The sequence below is a fragment of the Pseudomonas sp. W2I6 genome (genome assembly GCF_030815935.1).
GTDB lineage: Bacteria > Pseudomonadota > Gammaproteobacteria > Pseudomonadales > Pseudomonadaceae > Aquipseudomonas.
In genome coordinates this window covers 2,338,904-2,358,986 of sequence record NZ_JAUSXJ010000001.1, presented here as the reverse complement: position 1 = coordinate 2,358,986, position 20,083 = coordinate 2,338,904, and the positions used below count along the sequence as shown (strand labels likewise).

The 20,083-nt window shown below is 61.8% G+C and carries 14 protein-coding genes; 9 read left to right on the top strand and 5 right to left on the bottom strand.

The genetic code is table 11. The annotated features are described in order from the left end of the window. Window positions 1–29: 29 nt before the first annotated feature. Entirely contained in the window at window positions 30–1,616 is a 1,587-nt protein-coding gene (locus QF039_RS11210) for an arylsulfatase (protein ID WP_177042128.1), read from the top strand. Between the two features lie 198 nt (window positions 1,617–1,814). Further along, the gene (locus tag QF039_RS11205; protein ID WP_307518084.1) at window positions 1,815–4,307 is read left to right on the top strand and encodes a fused MFS/spermidine synthase; all 2,493 of its coding nucleotides are present in this window, start codon (window positions 1,815–1,817) and stop codon (window positions 4,305–4,307) included. 45 nt (window positions 4,308–4,352) lie between these two features. Here QF039_RS11205 and QF039_RS11200 read toward each other — a convergent pair whose 3' ends face one another. Further along, on the bottom strand, window positions 4,353–5,021 hold the full coding sequence (locus QF039_RS11200) for a DUF3313 domain-containing protein (RefSeq protein WP_177067789.1): 669 nt from the start codon (window positions 5,019–5,021) through the stop codon (window positions 4,353–4,355). 195 nt (window positions 5,022–5,216) lie between these two features. Between QF039_RS11200 and QF039_RS11195 the strand changes: the two genes are divergently transcribed. From QF039_RS11195 to QF039_RS11185, 3 genes are all read left to right on the top strand, one after another. Beyond that, window positions 5,217–7,469, top strand: coding sequence for a tetratricopeptide repeat protein (locus QF039_RS11195; RefSeq protein ID WP_307518081.1), 2,253 nt, complete (start codon window positions 5,217–5,219; stop codon window positions 7,467–7,469). Between the two features lie 120 nt (window positions 7,470–7,589). Continuing rightward, window positions 7,590–9,413 carry a serine hydrolase gene (locus tag QF039_RS11190; RefSeq protein WP_307518079.1) on the top strand — a complete coding sequence of 608 codons (1,824 nt, stop codon included), beginning with the start codon at window positions 7,590–7,592 and terminating at the stop codon, window positions 9,411–9,413. A 6-nt stretch (window positions 9,414–9,419) separates the two neighbouring features. Continuing rightward, window positions 9,420–10,223: a MipA/OmpV family protein gene (locus tag QF039_RS11185; RefSeq protein WP_373461982.1), complete on the top strand. Its 804-nt coding sequence runs from the start codon at window positions 9,420–9,422 to the stop codon at window positions 10,221–10,223. 133 nt (window positions 10,224–10,356) lie between these two features. Here QF039_RS11185 and QF039_RS11180 read toward each other — a convergent pair whose 3' ends face one another. After that, the gene (locus QF039_RS11180) at window positions 10,357–11,634 is read right to left on the bottom strand and encodes an ATP-binding protein (RefSeq protein ID WP_087693018.1); all 1,278 of its coding nucleotides are present in this window, start codon (window positions 11,632–11,634) and stop codon (window positions 10,357–10,359) included. Beyond that, entirely contained in the window at window positions 11,635–12,342 is a 708-nt protein-coding gene (locus QF039_RS11175) for a winged helix-turn-helix domain-containing protein (RefSeq protein WP_003217561.1), read from the bottom strand. Between the two features lie 246 nt (window positions 12,343–12,588). On the opposite strand from QF039_RS11175, the gene QF039_RS11170 reads away from it, so the two are divergent. Beyond that, window positions 12,589–12,975, top strand: coding sequence for an ectoine synthase (locus tag QF039_RS11170; protein WP_003217559.1), 387 nt, complete (start codon window positions 12,589–12,591; stop codon window positions 12,973–12,975). A gap of 31 nt (window positions 12,976–13,006) precedes the next feature. After that, window positions 13,007–14,206, top strand: coding sequence for an MFS transporter (locus tag QF039_RS11165; RefSeq protein WP_307518072.1), 1,200 nt, complete (start codon window positions 13,007–13,009; stop codon window positions 14,204–14,206). Here the strand turns inward: QF039_RS11165 and QF039_RS11160 are convergent. After that, window positions 14,162–14,764: a tRNA-(ms[2]io[6]A)-hydroxylase gene (locus QF039_RS11160; protein ID WP_008431008.1), complete on the bottom strand. Its 603-nt coding sequence runs from the start codon at window positions 14,762–14,764 to the stop codon at window positions 14,162–14,164. The genes QF039_RS11165 and QF039_RS11160 overlap by 45 nt on opposite strands. Before the next feature lie 151 nt (window positions 14,765–14,915). On the opposite strand from QF039_RS11160, the gene QF039_RS11155 reads away from it, so the two are divergent. Further along, window positions 14,916–15,776 carry a universal stress protein gene (locus tag QF039_RS11155; RefSeq protein WP_003217553.1) on the top strand — a complete coding sequence of 287 codons (861 nt, stop codon included), beginning with the start codon at window positions 14,916–14,918 and terminating at the stop codon, window positions 15,774–15,776. 834 nt (window positions 15,777–16,610) lie between these two features. Here QF039_RS11155 and QF039_RS11150 read toward each other — a convergent pair. Further along, window positions 16,611–17,081, bottom strand: a complete 471-nt coding sequence (locus QF039_RS11150) for a DUF1289 domain-containing protein (RefSeq protein ID WP_003209237.1) — start codon at window positions 17,079–17,081, stop codon at window positions 16,611–16,613. A 394-nt stretch (window positions 17,082–17,475) separates the two neighbouring features. Between QF039_RS11150 and acnB the strand changes: the two genes are divergently transcribed. Further along, entirely contained in the window at window positions 17,476–20,076 is a 2,601-nt protein-coding gene (gene acnB, locus QF039_RS11145; RefSeq protein ID WP_003209239.1) for a bifunctional aconitate hydratase 2/2-methylisocitrate dehydratase, read from the top strand. Window positions 20,077–20,083: the final 7 nt, after the last annotated feature.

Genomic DNA, 20,083 nt, shown 5'->3' with positions numbered 1-20,083 from the left:
CGACTCAAGCCGAGAAAGGAGCAAGTCATATGACTCGCCTACGCAAGTGGCTGCCGAAACTCGCCCTGGTGGCGGTATCGGTGATGGGGGTCTCGGCATCAGCCTGGGCCGCCGACAAGCCGAATATCCTGGTGATATTCGGCGATGACATTGGGCAAACCAACATCAGCGCCTATTCCATGGGCGTAGTGGGTTACAAAACCCCGAATATCGACCGCATCGCCAAGGAAGGCATGCTGTTCACCGACTACTACGCGGAGAACAGCTGCACCGCCGGGCGCTCATCCTTTATCACAGGCCAGACGCCGTTGCGCACTGGCTTGTCCAAGGTGGGCATTCCCGGTGCGCCGGTGGGCCTGCAAAAACGCGATATCACCATTGCCCAGGCGCTCAAGGGGCTGGGCTACTCCACCGGGCAATTCGGCAAGAACCACTTGGGCGACCGGGATGAATACCTGCCCACCAACCACGGTTTCGATGAGTTCTTCGGCAACCTGTACCACCTCAACGCCGAAGAAGAGCCAGAGCGCCCGTACTGGCCCAAGGACGATGCCGACTTCGTCAAGGCCAACACCCCGCGCGGGGTGATCCACAGTTTTGCCGACGGCAAGATCGAAGACACCGGCGCCCTGACCACCAAACGCATGGAGACCATCGACGACGAAACCACGGCCGCCGCCCAGGCGTTCATCAAGAAACAGGCCGAAGCCAACAAGCCGTTCTTCGTGTGGATGAACACCACGCGCATGCACGTGTTCACCCACGTGCGTGACTCGATGAAGGGCCAGAGCGGCATGCCCGGCAACGAGTACGCCGACGGCATGCTGGAGCATGACGGCGATGTGGGCAAACTCCTGCAAACACTCGACGACCTGAAGATCGCCGACAACACCATTGTGGTCTACACCACCGACAACGGGCCGAACCAGTTCTCGTGGCCGGATGCGGCAACCACGCCGTTCCGCAACGAGAAAGACTCCAACTGGGAAGGCGCCTACCGGGTGCCGGCGATCATCCGCTGGCCGGGCAAGATCAAGCCTGGTGAAGTTTCCAACGAAATGGTCTCGGGCATGGACTGGTTCCCTACCCTGCTGGCCGCCGCAGGCGATGCGGACGTCAAGGACAAACTGCTCAAGGGCTGGGCTCCGACGGCGGGCGGTACCAACTTCAAGGTGCACCTGGACGGCTACAACCAACTGCCCTACCTGACCGGCCAGCAACCCAAAGGCGCGCGTAACGAGTTCTTCTATTTCAACGATGACGGTGCACTGGTGGCAGTGCGGTTCGACAACTGGAAGGTGGTGTTTGCCGAACAGCGCCAGCCGGGCGGTTTCCGGGTGTGGAGCGAGCCGTTCGTGCAACTGCGGGTGCCGAAAATCTTCAACCTGAGGATGGACCCGTATGAGCGCGCGGATGTGGTGTCTGACCAGTATTACGACTGGAGCACCAAAAACATCTACCTGGGTGCGGTGGCGGTGACCAAATCGGCGAAGTTCCTCGAGACGTTCATCGAGTACCCGCCGAGCCAGAAACCGGCCAGCTTCAGCATCGACCAGATCCGCGAAGCCGTGGACAAGAAGATTGCGGAAAAAATGAAGGCTAACCCGGCGCAATAGCCGTCGGCGCCGCGCTTATGGGCGGCGCCCAACCCGTGGCGAGGGAGCTTGCTCCCGCTGGGCTGCGCAGCAGCCCCCATCCAGACAGCGCGGTTTTTCAGGTAAGTCGCGGTGTCTGGCTTTGGGGGCGCTTCGCACCCCAGCGGGAGCAAGCTCCCTCGCCACACTTTGATCGGTATTTCCATAAGGCTATCTGCAATGTCGTCACGCACCGCCAGCAAACCTGCCGCACTGGGTCACACCTCAACCACGCTGATTCCCGCCTTGCTGCTGTTCATCTCAGGCATGGCTGCCCTCGTGTACCAGGTGCTGTGGATCAAGCAACTGTCACTGGTCGTGGGGGTGGAGGTGTACGCCATCACCACCGGCATCAGCGCATTTTTTGCCGGGCTGGCATTGGGTGGCTTGCTGTTCGGACGCTGGGCCGATCGCCTGTCACGCCCGCTGCTGCTGTACGCAATCCTCGAAATTCTCGTCGCCGTGCTCGGCGTGGCTGCCACCGTGGCCCTGAGCATGGCCGCCAGCCCGTTTGCCTGGCTGGAACAACAGGTCGGCCTGCTGGCCTGGGTCCTGCCATTTTTGCTGGTGGGCATCCCGGCCCTGCTGATGGGCGGCACCTTGCCGGTACTGGTGCGCTCGCTGGACATCGACCCCAAGGCCCTGGGCCAGGCCGGTGGCCGCTTGTATGCGGCCAACACCGCCGGGGCAATTGCCGGCACCTTGCTCAGCGCCTTCGTGCTGATCGCCACGTTCGGCGTGCGCGGCAGTGCCCTGGTGGCCGCGATGCTCAATCTGCTGGCCGCCGTCGGCGCGCTGTTGTATGTGCGGCATCACACGCCTGCGCCGACCAGCCACACCCGCAGCGCGCAACCGGCGCGCCTGGCCCTGGTGCTGTACGCCGTCGCCGGTGGCGTGGCCCTGGGTTACGAGGTGGTGTGGTCGCAGTCCATCGTGCAGTTCATGAGCACCCGCACCTATGCGTTTGCCGTGGTACTCGCCACGTATCTGGCCGGGCTGTTTATCGGCAGCCAGTTGATGGCGCGGCGGGTCGAGCGGGTCCGCGACCCATGGGGCATCTTCGGCCTGCTGATCGCCGGTGCCGGGTTGGTGGCCTTGCTGGAGATCGCCCTGCTGGGCCGCTGGCTGGTGCTGCTGCAAACCCAGGCCGAAGCCCTGGTGCTGAGCCTGGGCGGCGCCGAACTGCCGGGCATGAGCGCACGCTTTGCGGTGGCAGCGCTGTGCATCGTGTTTGTGCCAACCCTGTTGCTCGGCGCAGCCTTTCCCCTGGCCCTGCGCTTGAGCGTGGGCAGCGAGCACGTGGGCCGGGATGTGGGTGCGGTGGTGGCGTTCAATACCCTCGGCGGGATTGTCGGGGTGATGTTGTGCGGTTTTGTGCTGATTCCCTGGCTTGGGCTGGTGCGTACCCTGGGCTTGCTCGCGGTGATCGCGGGTGCCGTGGGCTATATGGCCGTGCGTCGTGGCCACGGGGTGAAAAAAGGCCGGCGCCAGGCGGTAGTCGCTCTCGGTTTGCTGTCTCTGGCCTTAGCTTTACTGACGCCCGTGGATCGCCTGGCCAAGCTGCTGCCCGGGGCACGCAATGCGAGCCTGGCGTTTTACCAGGAAGGTCGCGGCGCCACGGTCGCCGTGGTCACCCAGGGCCAGGGCGCCCGCAGCTTTCAGCGCCTGTACATCCAGGGCGTGTCCAACACCGGCGACGCCATGCCGTCCCTGCGCTATATGCGGATCCAGGCACTGCTGCCGCTGCTGATCCATAACGGCGAGCCCCGCTCGGCGCTGGTGATTGGCTTTGGCACCGGGATTACCGCCGGGGCCTTGCTGCGTTATCCCGGGCTCGAGCACCGGGTAGTCGCCGAGTTGCTGCCATCGGTGATCCAGGCGGCGCCGCTGTTCAAGGGCAATTTCAACGCTGCCAGTGATCCGGGAGTGGACGTGCGTCTGCGGGACGGTCGCCAGGAACTGCTGCGCAACCCGCAGGCGTACGACCTGATCACCCTCGAACCACCGCCACCGTCGGCGGCTGGCGTGGTCAACCTGTATTCCCGCGACTTCTACCAATTGGCTGCCCGGCGCCTGGAGAAAAACGGCCTGCTGGCCCAATGGCTGCCCCTGCCGACGCAAAACATCGAGGACTCACAGTCCCTGGTGCGCAGCTTCCTCGACGTGTTTCCGTACGCGACGCTGTGGACCAGCGAATTCCACGAAATGCTGCTGGTGGGCTCCATGGAGCCCATCGAACTGGACGCCACGCGGATTCGCCAGCGCTTTGAGCAACCGACCGTCAGCCGCGCCCTGAGTGATGTAGGCATAGATTCCGCGGCAACCCTGCTCGCCACCTGGGTCACCGATCGCCAGGGCCTGGAGCGTTTTGCGGGCACTGCGCTGCCGGTCACCGATGACCAGCCGCGTATCGAATACGCACCGTGGGTACGCAGCAAAGAGATCGCCCGGGTGCTCCCGGCGCTGCTGGATCTGCGGGTGCCTGCGCCATTGCTGAATGCGGACCCGGCGTTCACCCGTACCCTGGCCGGCGAACAGCAGCGCCTGATGCAGTTCTATCGCGCCAGCCTGCATGCCTATGACGGCGATCGCACCGCCTGGGGCGGGGATATCCAGGCGGTGTTGCAACAAGACAGCGCCAACCCTTATTACCGCTGGTTCATCGGCCAGTAGTCGGGGGCTCATGCGGCCCGGGGCGCGAACCCCGGGCCCGGCACATCAGCGTTTCAGCTTCAGATACGACTGGTGCAGGTCCGACGCCCAACCGTCGATCACGCTTTTCACGTCATCGGCCTTCATCACCTGGGAGTCGTTCGACAACGGCTTGCCGGTGCCTTTACGCACGACCTGGGCGATTACCTTGCCGCTGTCGCCATCGAGGAATTGGGCCTCGGTGCCCAGGGTGGTTTCCTGGTCACGAATCCCGGTACCGGTGCTGACCGCAGCGGCCACCAGCGCGACAGGAATGTACTCATACGGCTTGAGGCTTTCGGTCTTGCTGCTGACGGCCGTGATGGCCGCCCGTACTACAATCACGCCCGGGCCAGGCCCGTTGGCCAGTGGCAGGGACTTTTCCAGCTCGCGCTTCAGCGCCTGGTTGTAGTAGGTGTTGATGCCCTGCAAGGTGCTTTCAGGAATCCTGGTGGTGGCTTGTGGCTTGGGGTAGAACTGCGTGGGCTCGATATACACGCCGGTATAACGGCTCAGGTTCAGGTTGGGGTCCACCCAGCGCATCACGTCAGCGCCCGAGGGGGACTTGGCTTCCTTCAGGCTGCTGTAGTCGGAGAGAAACCCGGAATACTCGTCCGGCTGCGTCACCTTGCTGGAACACCCCATCACCCCGATCGAGGCAATGCACACCGTGCCGATCATTAGTCCTAGCTTCATCGTCGAACTCCCTGGCTGTCATCGAAGGAACGTTGAGCTGTAGGTATAGCCAACTCTGGGAAAATAACCCGGCAGACAACACAGGTTGTGGGGTATTTCACAGCGACTATTTGACAGGCAAGCGCCCAACGTCAAAGCTGCACAGAGCTTAAGCGCGCCACCAGAGCGTCAATGCATCGGACATCGGAAGTCGTAATGCCCAAGCCTGACAATAAAGCCGTACCTCGCCGTGATTCCCCCAGTCGTTACCTGTATCCCGTACTGATCGCCCTGCTGCTGTTGGCCATGGCCGGAATCTGGTTTTTCCTCCAGGCCGGCACGCCCCGGCTACCGGTGGCGGCGCCTGCCCCCGTGGTCAAGCCGGTGGTCGTTCTGCCGCCTGCAAAAATGGTCGATGAGCAGCAGTGCCAGGGTTGTCACCAGGCACAGGTCAAGGACTGGCAAGGCTCGCACCACCAGCTGGCGATGCAGGTCGCCACCGCCGAGACGGTACCGGCCGACTTCAACGATGTGTCCTTCAGCAGCGAGGGTGAGACCACCCGGTTCTCGCGCCGGGGCGATGAGTTCTGGGTCAACACGCCCGGCGCCGACGGCAAGGCGGCGGATTTCAAGGTCGCCTATACCTTCGGCATCGCGCCATTGCAGCAGTATTTGATCGAGGTTGGCGAGGGGCGCTTGCAGGCCCTGGGCGTGGCGTGGGATACGCAAAAGAACCGCTGGTTTCACCTCTACCCCGGCCAGGGCGTGAACTTCAAGAACCCGCTGCATTGGAGCAAGCCCAGCCAGAACGCCAACTTCATGTGCGTGGAGTGCCACACCACCGGCTACAAGCGCAATTTCGATGCCGCCAAAAACAGCTTCGACAGCCAGTGGAACAGCCTGGGCGTCGGCTGCCAGGCGTGCCATGGCCCGGCGTCGAACCATGTGGAGTGGGCGGCGAAAAAAGGCGATCTGCTGCACGCGGGCTTTGCCGTGGACTTGAAAGACAAGGACGCCACCGTCGAGATCGAAACCTGCGCCCGCTGCCACGCCCGCCGCGCGCCACTGGGGGACGGCTATACCGTCGGCAAACGCCTGATGGACGATTACCTGCCCAGCGTGCTGACCCGCGAGCTGTATGCGCTGGACGGCAAGATCAAGGATGAAGTGTTCGAACACGGCTCGTTCGCCCAAAGCAAAATGGCCGACAAGGGCGTGCGCTGCAGTGACTGCCACAACCCCCACAGCGCCGAACTGAAAGCACCGGGCAATGGCCTGTGCCTGCAATGCCACAACACTGCGGGCAAAACCGCCGTGGCCACGGTGGATGGTCGCGGGTTGCAGGCCAAGAACTACGACTCCCCCGAACACACCCGCCACGCGGCCGGCGAGCCCGGTTCGTTCTGCGTCGATTGCCACATGCCCGGCAAGTTCTACATGGGCAATGACTTCCGGCACGACCACAGTTTCAGCATTCCCCGGCCCGGGGATAAGGTCAGCGAACAGTTCAAGCTCTGGAGTGCCAGCGAGCCCGAGCATGCACCGCGTTACGCCGAAAGTATGCTGCTGATCCGTGGTGGCCAGCCAGGCGCGGCGCAAGCGCTGTATGACCAGTTGGCACGCAACAACGTGCCGGCAATCCAGCGCGCGACGCTGCTGGCTGAACTGCCGAACTACCCGAGTGAACAGGCGTTGAAACTGGCGACCAGGGACCTTGGCAACCCGGCGCCGCAAGTACGTGAGAGCGCGGTGCGGGCGATCAGTGCATTCCTGCCGCCGCCTGAGCGGGTAGCGTTGTATGGGCCGTTGCTGCGGGACCCGGTGCTGGCGGTGCGGATCATTGCCGCCCGTGACCTGCTGAGCGCCTCGGGCCAGGGCCTTGGGCCGGACTGGGACAAGGCGATCGCCGAATACGAAAATGTACAGTTGAGCTTGCTGGAGCGGGCCGAAGCCAATCTCAACCTGGCGATGCTGTACCAGGCCAGCGGTCGCGGCGACAAGGTAGAAGCGCAGCTGCGCACCGCGTTGCTGCGGGACCCGGATTTCTTCCCGGCGCTGGTGACCCTGGCGCAATGGCTGGAGGCCAACGGTCGCGCCGAGGAGGCACGGACGCTGGTGGCGGACAACCTCAAGCAGCACCCCGATGCGGGACTGTTGCAGCACACCCAGGGGTTGATGCTGATTCGCGCCGGGAATTCGGCCAAAGCCATGCCGCACCTGCGTGAAGCGGCGCGACTGGAGCCCGCAAATCCGCAGTACAACTATGTACTGGCGGTGGCGCTGCATGACAGCGGGCACGTGGAGCAGGCCTGTGAACAGCTGGAAAAGCTGCTGGCATTGCAGCCGTATAACCGCAATGCGCGGCTGTCGTTGATCCAGTACTACCTGGAAAACGGAAAAGAGCCCAAGGCGCAGGTGGTGATGCAGTCGTGGAAGAAGCTCAACCCAGGAGATCCGGCGTTGAAATAAACCGGCCTGGCGCGGCAGCCGATTAACAGTCTTTGACAGTTTCCCGACAAAGCTCACAAAGACTCATCGACGGCCCGCCCCTAGCATTCGAGCATCCAAACCACCCCTCGGGTGCTCATCATGTTTCGCACATTGCGCAGTATTCCGCTGCTGGGTTGCCTGCTGGGCAGCCTCGGCTGCCACGGCCAGCCGCCGGCCCCGCCGCCCGTTCCCAAGGGCGACTACAGCGCAATCATCCGCTACCTGCAAAAACGCATTCCCAGCGAAATGGCCAGGCAAAACATACCCGGCCTGTCCATCGCCCTGGTCAACGGCCAGGAACTGATCTGGGCCCAGGGCTTTGGCCTGGCCGACAAGGCCCTGGGCAAACCCGTCACCCCCAACACCGCGTTCCGCGCCGGCGCCCTCTCCAAACTGCTGACCGCCACCGCCGCCCTGCAACTGGTGGAGCAACAGCGCCTGGCCCTCGACGCCCCGATCCAGGACACGCTGCGGGAGTTCTACGTACGCTCGCGCTTTCATTCCGACCAGGCTGCCGCCGACCGCGACATCACCCTGCGCCGCCTGCTCAGCCACCAGTCCGGCCTGCCCAGCGAACACCTGCGGGACGTGCGCAACACCTTCGCCATGGGCCAGATGCCAATGCGTATTTCAGGGGTTTGGCTGAGCACGCCACCGGGGACCCAGGTGGCCTATTCCAACCTCGGCTACGCCCTGGTCGGCGCCGCCATCGAACGCAGCAGTCGGCAGGATTTCGAAACCCGACTGCAAAGCAGCCTGCTCAAGCCCCTGGAGATGAACCAGTCGAGCTTCGTCGGCACCGGCGCGCAACCGGGCTTTCGCGCCCGGGGTTATGCAGACGGCACCGTCAGCGCCGACGCCCAGGTGCGCGACCTTGCGGCCGGTGGCTTGTGGAGCAGCCCCAAGGACCTCAGCCACTACGTGCGCATGCTCTTCGCCCGGGGCCTCTATAAAGACAGACAGGTACTGGGCAGCCAGTCGATTGACGAGATGTTCAGCCAGCAAAACACCGGCAACGCCCTGGACTTCGACTGCCAGATGGGCCTGGGGTGGTTTCTCGCCCCTTGCGGCGATGAGCCGGTGGGCCCCGGCATTCGCACCTTCCAGCACAGCGGTGGCGGAGATGATTTCGCGGCGCAACTGACGATGCTGCCGGACCAGCAACTGGCCGTGATCGTGATGGCCAACGACAGCAACGCCGAAGAGATGGTGGTGTCCCTGACCACCGACACCCTGCGCCTGATGCTCCAGGCCCAGACCGGCGACCCGGTGTGTGCCGACAACTGCCAGGCGCCCGCCCACGGCCTGAAAATCCGCCAGGTGCCCGCCGCGATCGACCGCAGGCGCCTGGCGGGTTTCTACGCCACGGCCTGGGGTGTCTTCCGTATCAAGGACGAAAACGGCCAGCTGTATGGCGAGTTGGCCGACACCCGTTTCGAACTGCTGCGCGACGGCCAGGGCTGGCTGCGGGCACAACAGAAATTCCTCGGCTTCTGGCTCAAGGACCTCGGCGAACTGGGCCGCGTGCAGCTGGATGTGGTAACGGTGCAAGGGCGCCAGATGCTCACCGCCCGCAGCCACGGCCAACGCGTCCCGGTGGGCGAACGCATCGAACCGACCCCGCTGAGCAATGCCTGGGCCGACACCATCGGTACCTATCAAGTGCTCAACACCCATGAGCCCGACGCGCCCCTGAGCGGCATCAGCGTGCGCCTGGAGAACGGCTTCCTGGTGATCCGCGGCCAACTGCACGACGAGCCGCTGACCGACTACATCCTGCTGCCCGTGGACAACGCCCACGCGGTGCTGGCCGGCAACGGCTATGGCCTGGGCGATACCGTGAGTCGCCAGGTCAACGGCCTGAGCGCCTCCGGCTACCACTTCAAACGTACCGATTCTCCCCACAACCCCTTGAGTCTCTGACCTCACATGAAGACCATCATGCGTTCAAAACACCTGTGCCTGTCCCTGACGTCGCTGTGCCTGCTGGCCAGCGCCGACACCCTGCTGGCCGACGACTGGGAATACACCCTCAAGGCCGGCGTGGCCAACCTGCCCCGCTACAGCGGCAGCGACGAGCGAGTCACCGCGCCGGTGCTGGGGGCGGCCATCGTCAGCCCGTGGGGGATTTTCCTCGACACCGACAAGGGCCTGGGCTGGGGTTATGACGGCGGCGGTGCGAGCTTCAGCGCCTACGTCGGCGCCAGCGGCTCACGCAAGGACGAAAGCAAGACCGGGCGCCCGGGCTCGAAGAAACTCAAGGGTATGGGCGAGATCAAGACTCGCCCCCAGGTGGGTGTCAGTGGCAGCTATAACCTGGGCGGGGTGATTCTCGGCGCAACCCTGGAGCATGCGCTTGAGGAAGATGATCACAAGGATTCCGGCAAGGCGTTCACCCACCTGGAGCTGAGCCTGGGCACCAACCTGTACGACGGCGACTACGGTTCGCTGGATGCCAGCCTCAGCAGCCATTTTGGCGACAGCAACTACCTGCAGACCTGGTACGGCGTCACCAGCGGCCAGGCCGCACAGAGTCGCTTCAAGGCCTACAAGGCCAGCGGCGGCAACATCAGCAACGGGATGAATCTGGTGTGGAGCTTGCCGATCAGCGAACACACACAGTTTTCGACGCTGCTGGATGTGCAGTACCTGGCAGACAAGGCCGGGCAAAGCCCGATTGTGGAGAGACGCTTGCAGACGTCGGTGATGGGGATGGTCGAGTACACGTTCTAACTTTGGTAACCCAATCAAAATGTGGGAGCGGGCTTGCCTGCGATACAGGCACCTCGGTCTTTCAGTCAGACCCGGGTGATGCTATCGCAGGCAAGCCAGCTCCCACATTTGATCTTCACAGCCTTCGAGATAGCTACTCGGCATACGCCCAGGTCATCCGGAACGATGCCCCGCCCCACTCCGAATCCAGCACTTCAACCTGCCCGCCATGCCATTGGCACACCCGCCGCACCAGCGCCAGGCCGAGGCCGAAGCCACCGGTGCGGCGGTCACGGCTGGCGTCCAGGCGCAGGAACGGCTCGAAAATCTTCCCTCGCCCCTCCACCGGCACACCGGGCCCGTCGTCATTGACCCGTACTTCATAGCCGGTGCCAAACTTCACCAGCGACACTTCCACGCGCCGGTCGGCATAGCGAATTGCATTGCGCAACAGGTTGATCACCGCCCGTGCCATAAAGCGCGGCTCGATACGGATGTAATCGACTTCACAGGTGCGCAGCAGCAACTGCACGCCTGCCGCCTCGGCCTCCAGGGCGACGCTGCCGATCACACTGTCGAGCCAGCTGTGGGCCTCGATGCTTTCCCGGGTGATCTGCGTGGCGCCGCGTTCCAGGCTGGCGTAGGTCAACAGTTCCGAGACCATTTCTTCCAGCTCGCCGAGGTCGGCATACATGTCGGCGATCAGTGCGCGGCTCTCCCGTGGATCGGCCTGTTGCTTGAGCTGGTCGAGCTCAAACGACAGCCGCGCAATCGGCGTACGCAGCTCGTGGGACACGGCGTTGGTCAACTCGCGCTGGTTGGCGATCAGGCTTTCAATGCGCTCGGCCATCTGGTTGAAGTGCCCCGCCAGCTCGCGCACGGTAGAACGGCGCGGCAGCAGGATGCGCGAGCCGAGATCGTTGTCACCGAAACGTTGCGCGGCCAGGCGGATATGCTCCAGGTCACGCCAATGGGGCCGAACCCAGAAGTACAGGACAATCGCCAGGCACAGGCCGAGAAAGCCATAGGCCCACATGTACAGCCACTTGGGCTCTTCCGGCAGTTTGATTTCCAGCAGTTGGTGGCCGCCGTCGATGTTGGAGATGAACTCCATGAAATCCCCACGCACCACCAACTCGCCACTGGCCAGCAGTTGCTGTTCACGCTCGGTGAGTTTCAGCCTGTCCCGCTGCACCAGCGCCAGGCGCAACCCATAGTGCGGTTGCAACTCGGCCAGGCGGGCGGCGCGCGCTTCCCCCGTCACCGGCCGCAATTGTTCCACCACCCCATACGCCGGGCCGCGCAGGGCTTCGCGGTTGTAGGTTTCGTTGGCTTCCGGCAACAGCTCATCGAAGGTGTAGTTCACCAGCCAGATCGCCCCGGCCAAGCCAATGGCCAGGATGATATACAGACGCAGAAACAGCCTTAACATCTAGACCTCCCAGGCGAACGGATTGAACAGGTAGCCCTTGCCCCAGATGGTCTTGATGCACACCGGTTCCCGGGGGTTGTCATTGAGCTTGCCGCGCAGCTTGCTGATGTACACGTCGACGCTGCGGTTGAGCCCGTCAAAGGCAATACCGCGCATGCGGTTGAGAATGTCATCGCGGGAGAGGATTTTCCCGGCGGCGCTGGCCAGCAACCACAGCAGTTCGAATTCCATGGTGGTCAGGTCGATCTTCTCCCCGCCCAGGCTCACCACCCGGCAACTGCGGTCGATGGCCAGGCGGCCGAACTCAAGGGCGCCGCGCACCGTGGGTTCCGGCGCCTGGCGACGTTGCAGGGCGCGCAGGCGAGCCAGCAGCACAGGCGGCTTGATCGGCTTGATCACATAATCATCGGCGCCGGACTCCAGACCGAGGATGTGGTCGAGGTCGTCTTCCTTGGCGGTGAGGATCACGATGGGCGTGTCGGACACGTTGCGAATTTCACGGCACACATGCAGGCCGCTCTGGCCGGGCAGCATCAGGTCGAGCACGACGATCTTCGGCTTGAACTCCAGGAACGCCGCCAGCGCCAGGTCGCCGCGGTGCACGGCCAGCACCTCGAAGCCATGCTGGGACAGGAAATGGGCGATCAGCCCTGCCAGCTTCTCATCGTCCTCCACGAGCAAGACCTTGCCGAGACCCAAGTTATCCATAAATTTCCAGTGCACGCGCGGATTGAAGTGTGCGCATTATAGGTGGCAAGCCGGCAGACTAAAGCAGCTGGCCATCACTGGCCGACGAAGCTTCATGCTTTTAAGAGTTTTTAACAGTTTCACCGCAGTCTTTAACTCGGTACCGTCCGCCAGATGCGCCCCACACGCTTTTCGGAAGTGTCGCTGATGACAACACCACAAACACAAGAGAATCATGGCCCTCTACCTACATAGCGGGAGAAAACCATGTTCGTTCGTCACAAATCAGACATTGAAAACACCGCGCACTTTGTCGAATGGGGCGCTGGCACCAGCCATCGGTTGCTGACGGAAAAGGACGGGATGGGTTATACCGTCTGCCACACCGTCGTGCGTGCCGGCACCGAGTCACTGCTGCAATACCGCAATCACCTGGAGGCTTGCTACTGCATCGCCGGTGAGGGTGAAGTCGAAGATATGGACGGTAACGTCTACCCGATCCGCCCCGGTGATATTTATGCGCTGGACCAACACGACTGCCATTATCTAAGAGGCGGAAAGGAGCAGGACCTGGTGCTGGTCAGCGTATTCAACCCGCCGCTCAAGGGCGACGAGCGCCACAATCTCACGGATAAATCCGGCTCCGGCTACTGACGACAATTTGACTCACGGACACGAGCACACCATGCGCAAGGATTACCTGGCTTTCTTCATTTCGTTGTTTCTGTCACGCCTGGCCGACCAGATTCTGTTGTTCATCGTGCCGCTGATCGTGTTCCAGACCACCAACAGTGTGTCCTGGGCGGGCCTGGCGTTTTTTGTCGAATCCTTGCCGCGGTACCTGTCGTTCCCGGTGTGCGGGGCGTTGTGCGACAAATATCCCGCCGTGCGCGTCCTGCATATCAGCCAGGTGTACCGGGCGCTGGCGTGTGTGGCGGCGGTGCTGCTGTATGGAATGTTCGACGGGATTTACTGGATTGTCATGCTTTCGGCGCTGTGCGGCGTGTTGACCACCCAGGGCATCATGGCCCGGGAAGTGCTGCTGCCGCATATCTTCAAGCATTACACCTACGCCAAGACCTTGTCCTACTCGCAGATTGCCGACCAGACCGGGCTGGTGCTGGGCCCACTGGTGGCTGCGCTGATGTTGGGCGTCTGGGCCTGGCACTGGGTCGTGCTGGCGGTTGCCGGGCTGTTCCTGCTGGCGGACCTGGCGATGCGCATCTGGCAACGCCACACCACGGTTAATCTTGAAACTTTCGAGCAGCACAACGACATCTGGCTGCAACCGTTGCGCGTTGCCTTCGGGCATATTCGCGACCTGCCGGAGCTGAAAAGGATTATCGCCCTGGCGGTGGGTGTGAACCTGATCATCGGCGTCACCCTCGCCACTTCCGCCGCGATGGTCATTGGCCAATACGCCGCCGGCAAGGACACCTACGCCGGATTGCAGGCGGCCGGCGCGCTGGTGACCATCGCCATCCTGTTTTTCCTGGCGCGCGCTTCCCTGCCGCTCAAGGTGCTGGGCGGTTTGTCGTATTCGATGATTGCCGTGGGAGCGTTGATCACGGCCATCAGCCCGAATGTGTGGGCTTATGCCGTGGGTTTCCTGCTGCTGACCGGTTTCGACAAGATGTTCAACGTGTACATCCGCAGTGTCCGACAACGGGTAATCCCGGCCCGGGACTTTGGCAAGACGGTGGGCGTGCTGACCTTGCTCAACAACCTCTCACAGCCGCTGGCCGGGTTGCTGATCGCACTGCTGGCGGCGCCGCTGGGGACACAGGCGGTGATCCTGATACTGGCCGGGATCACCGCGTTGCTCGGTGCAGCGGTTGCGTCAGGCTGGCACGCCGCTGTGAAAGCGGAACTCGACGTCCGGTGACTCGATCAGTTCCTGCTCGGCGGCGCGTACACGGTCGATGACCTGGGCGATGTCCTTGGCGTCGCCGTACTGGTAAGCCAGTTTCAGGTAACCCTGGAAATGCCGGGCCTCGCTTTTCAGCAGGCCGAAATAGAACTTGCCGAGTTCTTCGTCCAAATGCGGCACCAGTGCTTCGAAACGCTCGCAACTGCGGGCTTCGATAAACGCGCCGACCACCAGGGTATCCACCAGTTTGACCGGTTCATGGCTGCGCACCACCTTGCGCAAACCCGAAGCGTAGCGGCCGGCGGACAGCTGGCGCAGCTCGATCTTGCGCTTCTTCATCAGGCGCATGACTTGCTCATGGTGCACCAGTTCTTCCCGGGCCAGGCGTGACATCAGGTTGATCAGGTCGACGTGGGAATGGTACTTGGCGATCAGGCTCAAGGCGGTGCTGGCGGCCTTGAATTCGCAGTTCTTGTGGTCGATCAGCAGGGTTTCCTGGTCGGCCAACGCGGCCTGGACCCAGCCGTCAGGGGTGCGGCAACCGAGGAATTCGTGGATTTCTGGCAGGTTCATCGGGCTCACGGGCAAAGATTCACAAAAGGCCGGCGATTATACCGACCGCGCCGCAGACCGCCAGCTACCGGGCTTGATGTGCATCAACATGACGTGTGCCGGGCAGCAACTATAGTTGTTCCACGCCCACCCTTTTTTGGAGAACCCGACCATGCAAGCCATACGCAGCATCCTGGTGGTCATCGAGCCTGAGCATTCGGAAAGCCTGGCCCTCAAGCGCGCCAAGCTGATTGCCGGCGTCACCGGGGCACATTTGCATTTGTTGGTGTGTGACAAGAAGCACGAGCATTCGGCGATGTTGAGCCTGCTGAAGGCCGGTTTGCAGGAGGATGGCTACAGCGTCACCACCGAACAGGCGTGGAATGACAGCCTGCATGAAACCATCATCGACGTGCAGCAGGCAGAGGGGTGTGGGTTGGTGGTCAAGCAGCATTTCGCTGACAGCCCGCTGAAAAAGGCGCTGTTGACGCCTGCCGACTGGAAGTTGATGCGCTACTGCCCGACTCCGGTGCTGCTGGTGAAGACGTCCAGGCCTTGGGCTGGCGGGGTGATTTTGGCGGCCATCGATGTGGGCAATTCTGATGCCGAGCATCAGGCGTTGCATAACGCGATCATTGATCATGGGTTTGATATCGCGAGCCTGGCCAAGGCGCAGTTGCATGTGATCAGTGCGCATCCGTCGCCAATGCTGTCGGCGGCGGATCCGGTGTTTCAGCTCAAGGAGACGATCGAGGCACGCTATCGTGAGCAGTGCAAGGCGTTCCAGGCGGAGTTTGATATTGACGACACTCATCTGCATATCGAGGAAGGGCCGGCGGATGTGTTGATTCCTCACGCGGCGCACAAGTGGCAGGCGGCGGTGACCATCATTGGTACGGTGGCGCGCACCGGGATTTCCGGGGCGTTGATCGGGAATACGGCAGAGGTGGTGCTGGATGCGGTGGACAGTGATGTGTTGGTGCTTAAGCCGCAGGAGTTGATGGATCATCTGGAAGAGCTGGCTAATGGGTGATGCTTCTTTTTGGGGGCATATCCGTTTTTGGGGGATGGCTTGTATTGGTTCCGCTCTTACAGCGGGTCACTTTTGAAAGGAGCCCAAAAGTAACCAAAAGGCTCTTGCCCCACCACTCGGCACCTCGCCTAGGCTCGGTGTGCCCTCACTCCGGCTTTGGACCGTGGGCCGCCGTCATGGGCCATCCTTGGCCCAGGACGGCTAACCTGGCGTCCTGCCAGGTTACCCACGCTCCAAAGCCTGCGTTCGGCCAGCGTGGTTTAACGGGGCGCCTAAGATCAAAATCAAGATCAAAAGCAAGAGCACAGCGGCCTACCGGCCGGCTTGAGTGTTGAAGAGCAAAAGCAAAATCTAAAGCGGGCACGGTCTAAATGTGGGAGCGGGCTTGCTCGCGAAGGTCGTTAACGATAACGCGGGCATTCTGGATGAACGCGGCGCTCTCAGGTTTTTCGCGAGCAAGCCCGCTCCCACAGAAAAGCAGATCTGTTTTCGCTCTGGCTTTTGATCTGGCTTTTAACACTCAAGCCGGCCGGGAGGCCGCTGTGCTTTTGCTTTTGCTTTTGATTTTGATCTGACTGCCCCAATAAGCCCGAGGCCGAACGCAGGTATTGCGGAGCGGGTAAACCGGCAGGACGCCGGTTTAGCCGCGCCGGGCCATGGATGGCCCGTCGCGGCGGCCCGCTTCGCGGTGCCGGAGTGAGGGAACGCCGAGCCACAGCGAGGTGCCGACAGGCGGGGCAGAGCCCTTTGCTTACTTTGGGGCTTTTCCAAAGTGAGCCGCTGTAAGAGCGGAACCATAAGCCGCCGTTACCCAAATAACGGATATGTACTCAATCACCCCCCAAACGCATCCCTGAGAAACCCCGGAGCGATATACCGCTGATAATGCGCCTCGGACAAAATAAAAAACTCCCGATCAATCGCATCCCGCAACTCAGGCAACCCCCACTCCCGAAACTCCGGCATCAATACCATCCCATAAGCCTCAAGATTACTGATCACCCGAGCCCCCCGGGCAATCAACTGATAGGCCCAGCAGTACTCCGACTGATGCGGTACAAATCGAATCTTGCGCTGCTCCAGCTGCCCCCGCAGCATTTTCGGGTCAAACACCTCAAGCTTCCCGGCCATCACCTGCACCAACAACTGCTCCAGCCGCAGCCAAACCGCACGTTTTTCTTCCTCGTTATACCCGTTCCACTGAATCACCTCATGGTGAAACCGCTTGCACCCCCGGCACACAAGATCGCCGTAAACCGTGGAGCACAGGCCTACGCAGGGGGTCTTGATGGTTTGGTTAGACATGGTCGACAACGCACAAATCAGCGAAACAGTTGCACATGTTAGCCCTTTGTCTAAGGTTGATCACCCTGCAAACTTGGCGCGGCAACTTACGTTTAGAATTTTTTTGCCGTAGAATCATCCGGCCTTGTAAGGCGCCAATAATCCGTTGGAAGCTGTTTTCAAAGCGTCACGAGCACAGTCGTTCCTAAAGAACGGTGTTGGCGATGGTTATTTACCCGGTAAATAGCCAGCGCCAACCCTCATCAGCTCCGTTCTGCAGGCGTAAAACTTTGAAAGCAGCTTCTGTGAGGATTGCCGGCAGCGCTGGCTCTACGGCCCAAAAAGCCCCTGAGCGCATGCGTGCCGTGCATTTCTGGATGAGCGTCCCGTGGGACCACTGATGAGGGTAATAACTGTGCTTGAAGCCTACCGCAAACATATCGAAGAGCGTGCAGCCCTGGGTATCGTTCCCCAGCCGCTTAACGCCGAACAAACCGCAGGCCTGGTCGAGCTGCTGAAAAATCCCCCGGCTGGCGAAGAAGAATTCCTCGTTGACCTGATCACCAACCGCATTCCACCAGGCGTTGACGAAGCTGCCTACGTCAAGGCCGGTTTCCTGTCTGCCCTGGCCAAGGGCGAAGCCACTTCTCCCCTGATCGACAAGAAGCGCGCTGTTGAACTGCTCGGCACCATGCAAGGCGGCTACAACATCGTGACCCTGGTCGAGCTGCTGGACGACGCCACCCTGGCCCCCGTCGCAGCCGCCCAACTCAAGCACACCCTGCTGATGTTCGATGCTTTCCACGACGTCGCGGAAAAAGCCAGGAACGGCAACGAACACGCCAAAGCCGTGATCCAGTCCTGGGCCGACGGCGAGTGGTTCAAGAACCGCCCGACCCTGGCCGACAAGATCAGCCTGCGCGTATTCAAGGTCACCGGCGAAACCAACACCGACGACCTGTCCCCTGCCCCGGACGCCTGGTCCCGTCCTGACATCCCGCTGCACGCCCTGGCCATGCTGAAAATGGCCCGTGAAGGCATCGTGCCGGATGAACAAGGCAAGACCGGCCCGATGAAGCAGATCGAAGAAATGCGCGGCCAGGGCTTCCCGATCGCCTACGTCGGTGACGTGGTCGGTACCGGTTCGTCGCGTAAATCGGCCACCAACTCGGTACTGTGGTTCTTCGGCGACGACGTGCCTTACGTGCCAAACAAGCGCGCTGGCGGCTTCTGCTTCGGCAGCAAGATCGCTCCAATCTTCTACAACACCATGGAAGATGCCGGCGCACTGCCAATCGAGTTCGACGTTACCAACATGAACATGGGCGACGTGATCGACCTGTACCCGCATGCTGGCAAAGTCACCAAGCACAACAGCGATGAAGTCCTGACCACCTTCGAAATGAAGACTCCGGTCCTGTTGGATGAAGTCCGTGCCGGCGGTCGTATCCCGCTGATCATCGGCCGTGGCCTGACCGAAAAGGCACGTGCCGAACTGGGTCTGCCACCTTCGACCCTGTTCAAGCTGCCGGAAGCCCCGGCTGAAAGCGACAAGGGCTACACCCTGGCGCAGAAAATGGTCGGCAAGGCCTGCGGCGTGGCTGGCGTTCGTCCAGGCACCTACTGCGAACCGAAGATGACCACCGTCGGCTCCCAGGACACCACCGGTCCCATGACCCGTGACGAACTGAAAGACCTGGCGTGCCTGGGCTTCTCCACCGATCTGGTAATGCAGTCGTTCTGCCACACCGCGGCCTATCCAAAGCCGATCGACGTGACCACCCACCACACCCTGCCTGACTTCATCATGACCCGTGGCGGCGTATCGCTGCGTCCGGGCGACGGCATCATCCACAGCTGGCTGAACCGCATGCTGCTGCCGGACACCGTCGGTACCGGTGGTGACTCCCACACCCGTTTCCCGATGGGCATTTCGTTCCCGGCCGGTTCCGGCCTGGTAGCGTTCGCCGCCGCCACCGGCGTCATGCCGCTGGACATGCCGGAATCGATCCTGGTGCGTTTCAAAGGTGAAATGCAACCTGGTATCACCCTGCGTGACCTGGTTCACGCCATTCCTTACTACGCGATCCAGGCTGGCCTGCTGACCGTAGAGAAGAAAGGCAAGAAGAACGCTTTCTCCGGCCGTATCCTGGAAATCGAAGGCCTGGACAACCTGAGCATCGAACAAGCCTTCGAGCTGTCCGACGCCTCGGCTGAACGTTCGGCTGCCGGTTGCACCATCAAGCTGTCGAAAGAATCCATCACCGAGTACCTGAACTCCAACATCACCCTGCTGCGCTGGATGATCGGTGAAGGCTACGGCGATGCGCGCACCCTGGAACGTCGTGCCCAAGCGATGGAAGCCTGGGTTGCCAACCCTGAGCTGATGGTTGCCGATGCTGACGCCGAATACGCTGAAATCATCGAGATCGACCTGGCCGACATCAAGGAGCCTGTGCTCTGCGCGCCAAACGATCCGGACGACGCCCGTCTGCTGTCCAGCGTTGCTGGCGAGAAGATCGACGAAGTGTTCATCGGTTCGTGCATGACCAACATCGGTCACTTCCGCGCTGCCGGTAAACTGCTGGATCAGGTCAAGGGTCAGCTGCCAACCCGTCTGTGGCTGTCGCCGCCGACCAAGATGGACGCTCACCAACTGACCGAAGAAGGCTACTATGGCATCTACGGCAAGGCTGGCGCGCGCATGGAAATGCCGGGCTGCTCGCTGTGCATGGGTAACCAGGCACGTGTAGAGCCGAACTCGACCGTTGTATCGACGTCGACCCGTAACTTCCCGAACCGTCTGGGTGACGGCGCAAACGTCTACCTGGCTTCGGCCGAGCTGGCGTCGGTGGCTTCCATCCTGGGTCGCCTGCCGACCGTCGAGGAGTACATGGAATACGCCGCGAAGATCAACACCATGGCCAGCGACGTGTATCGCTACCTGAGTTTTGACCAGATCGCCGAGTTCCGTGAAATTGCTGCAAGCGCCAACATCCCTGTGGTTCAAGCCTAAGGTTTTG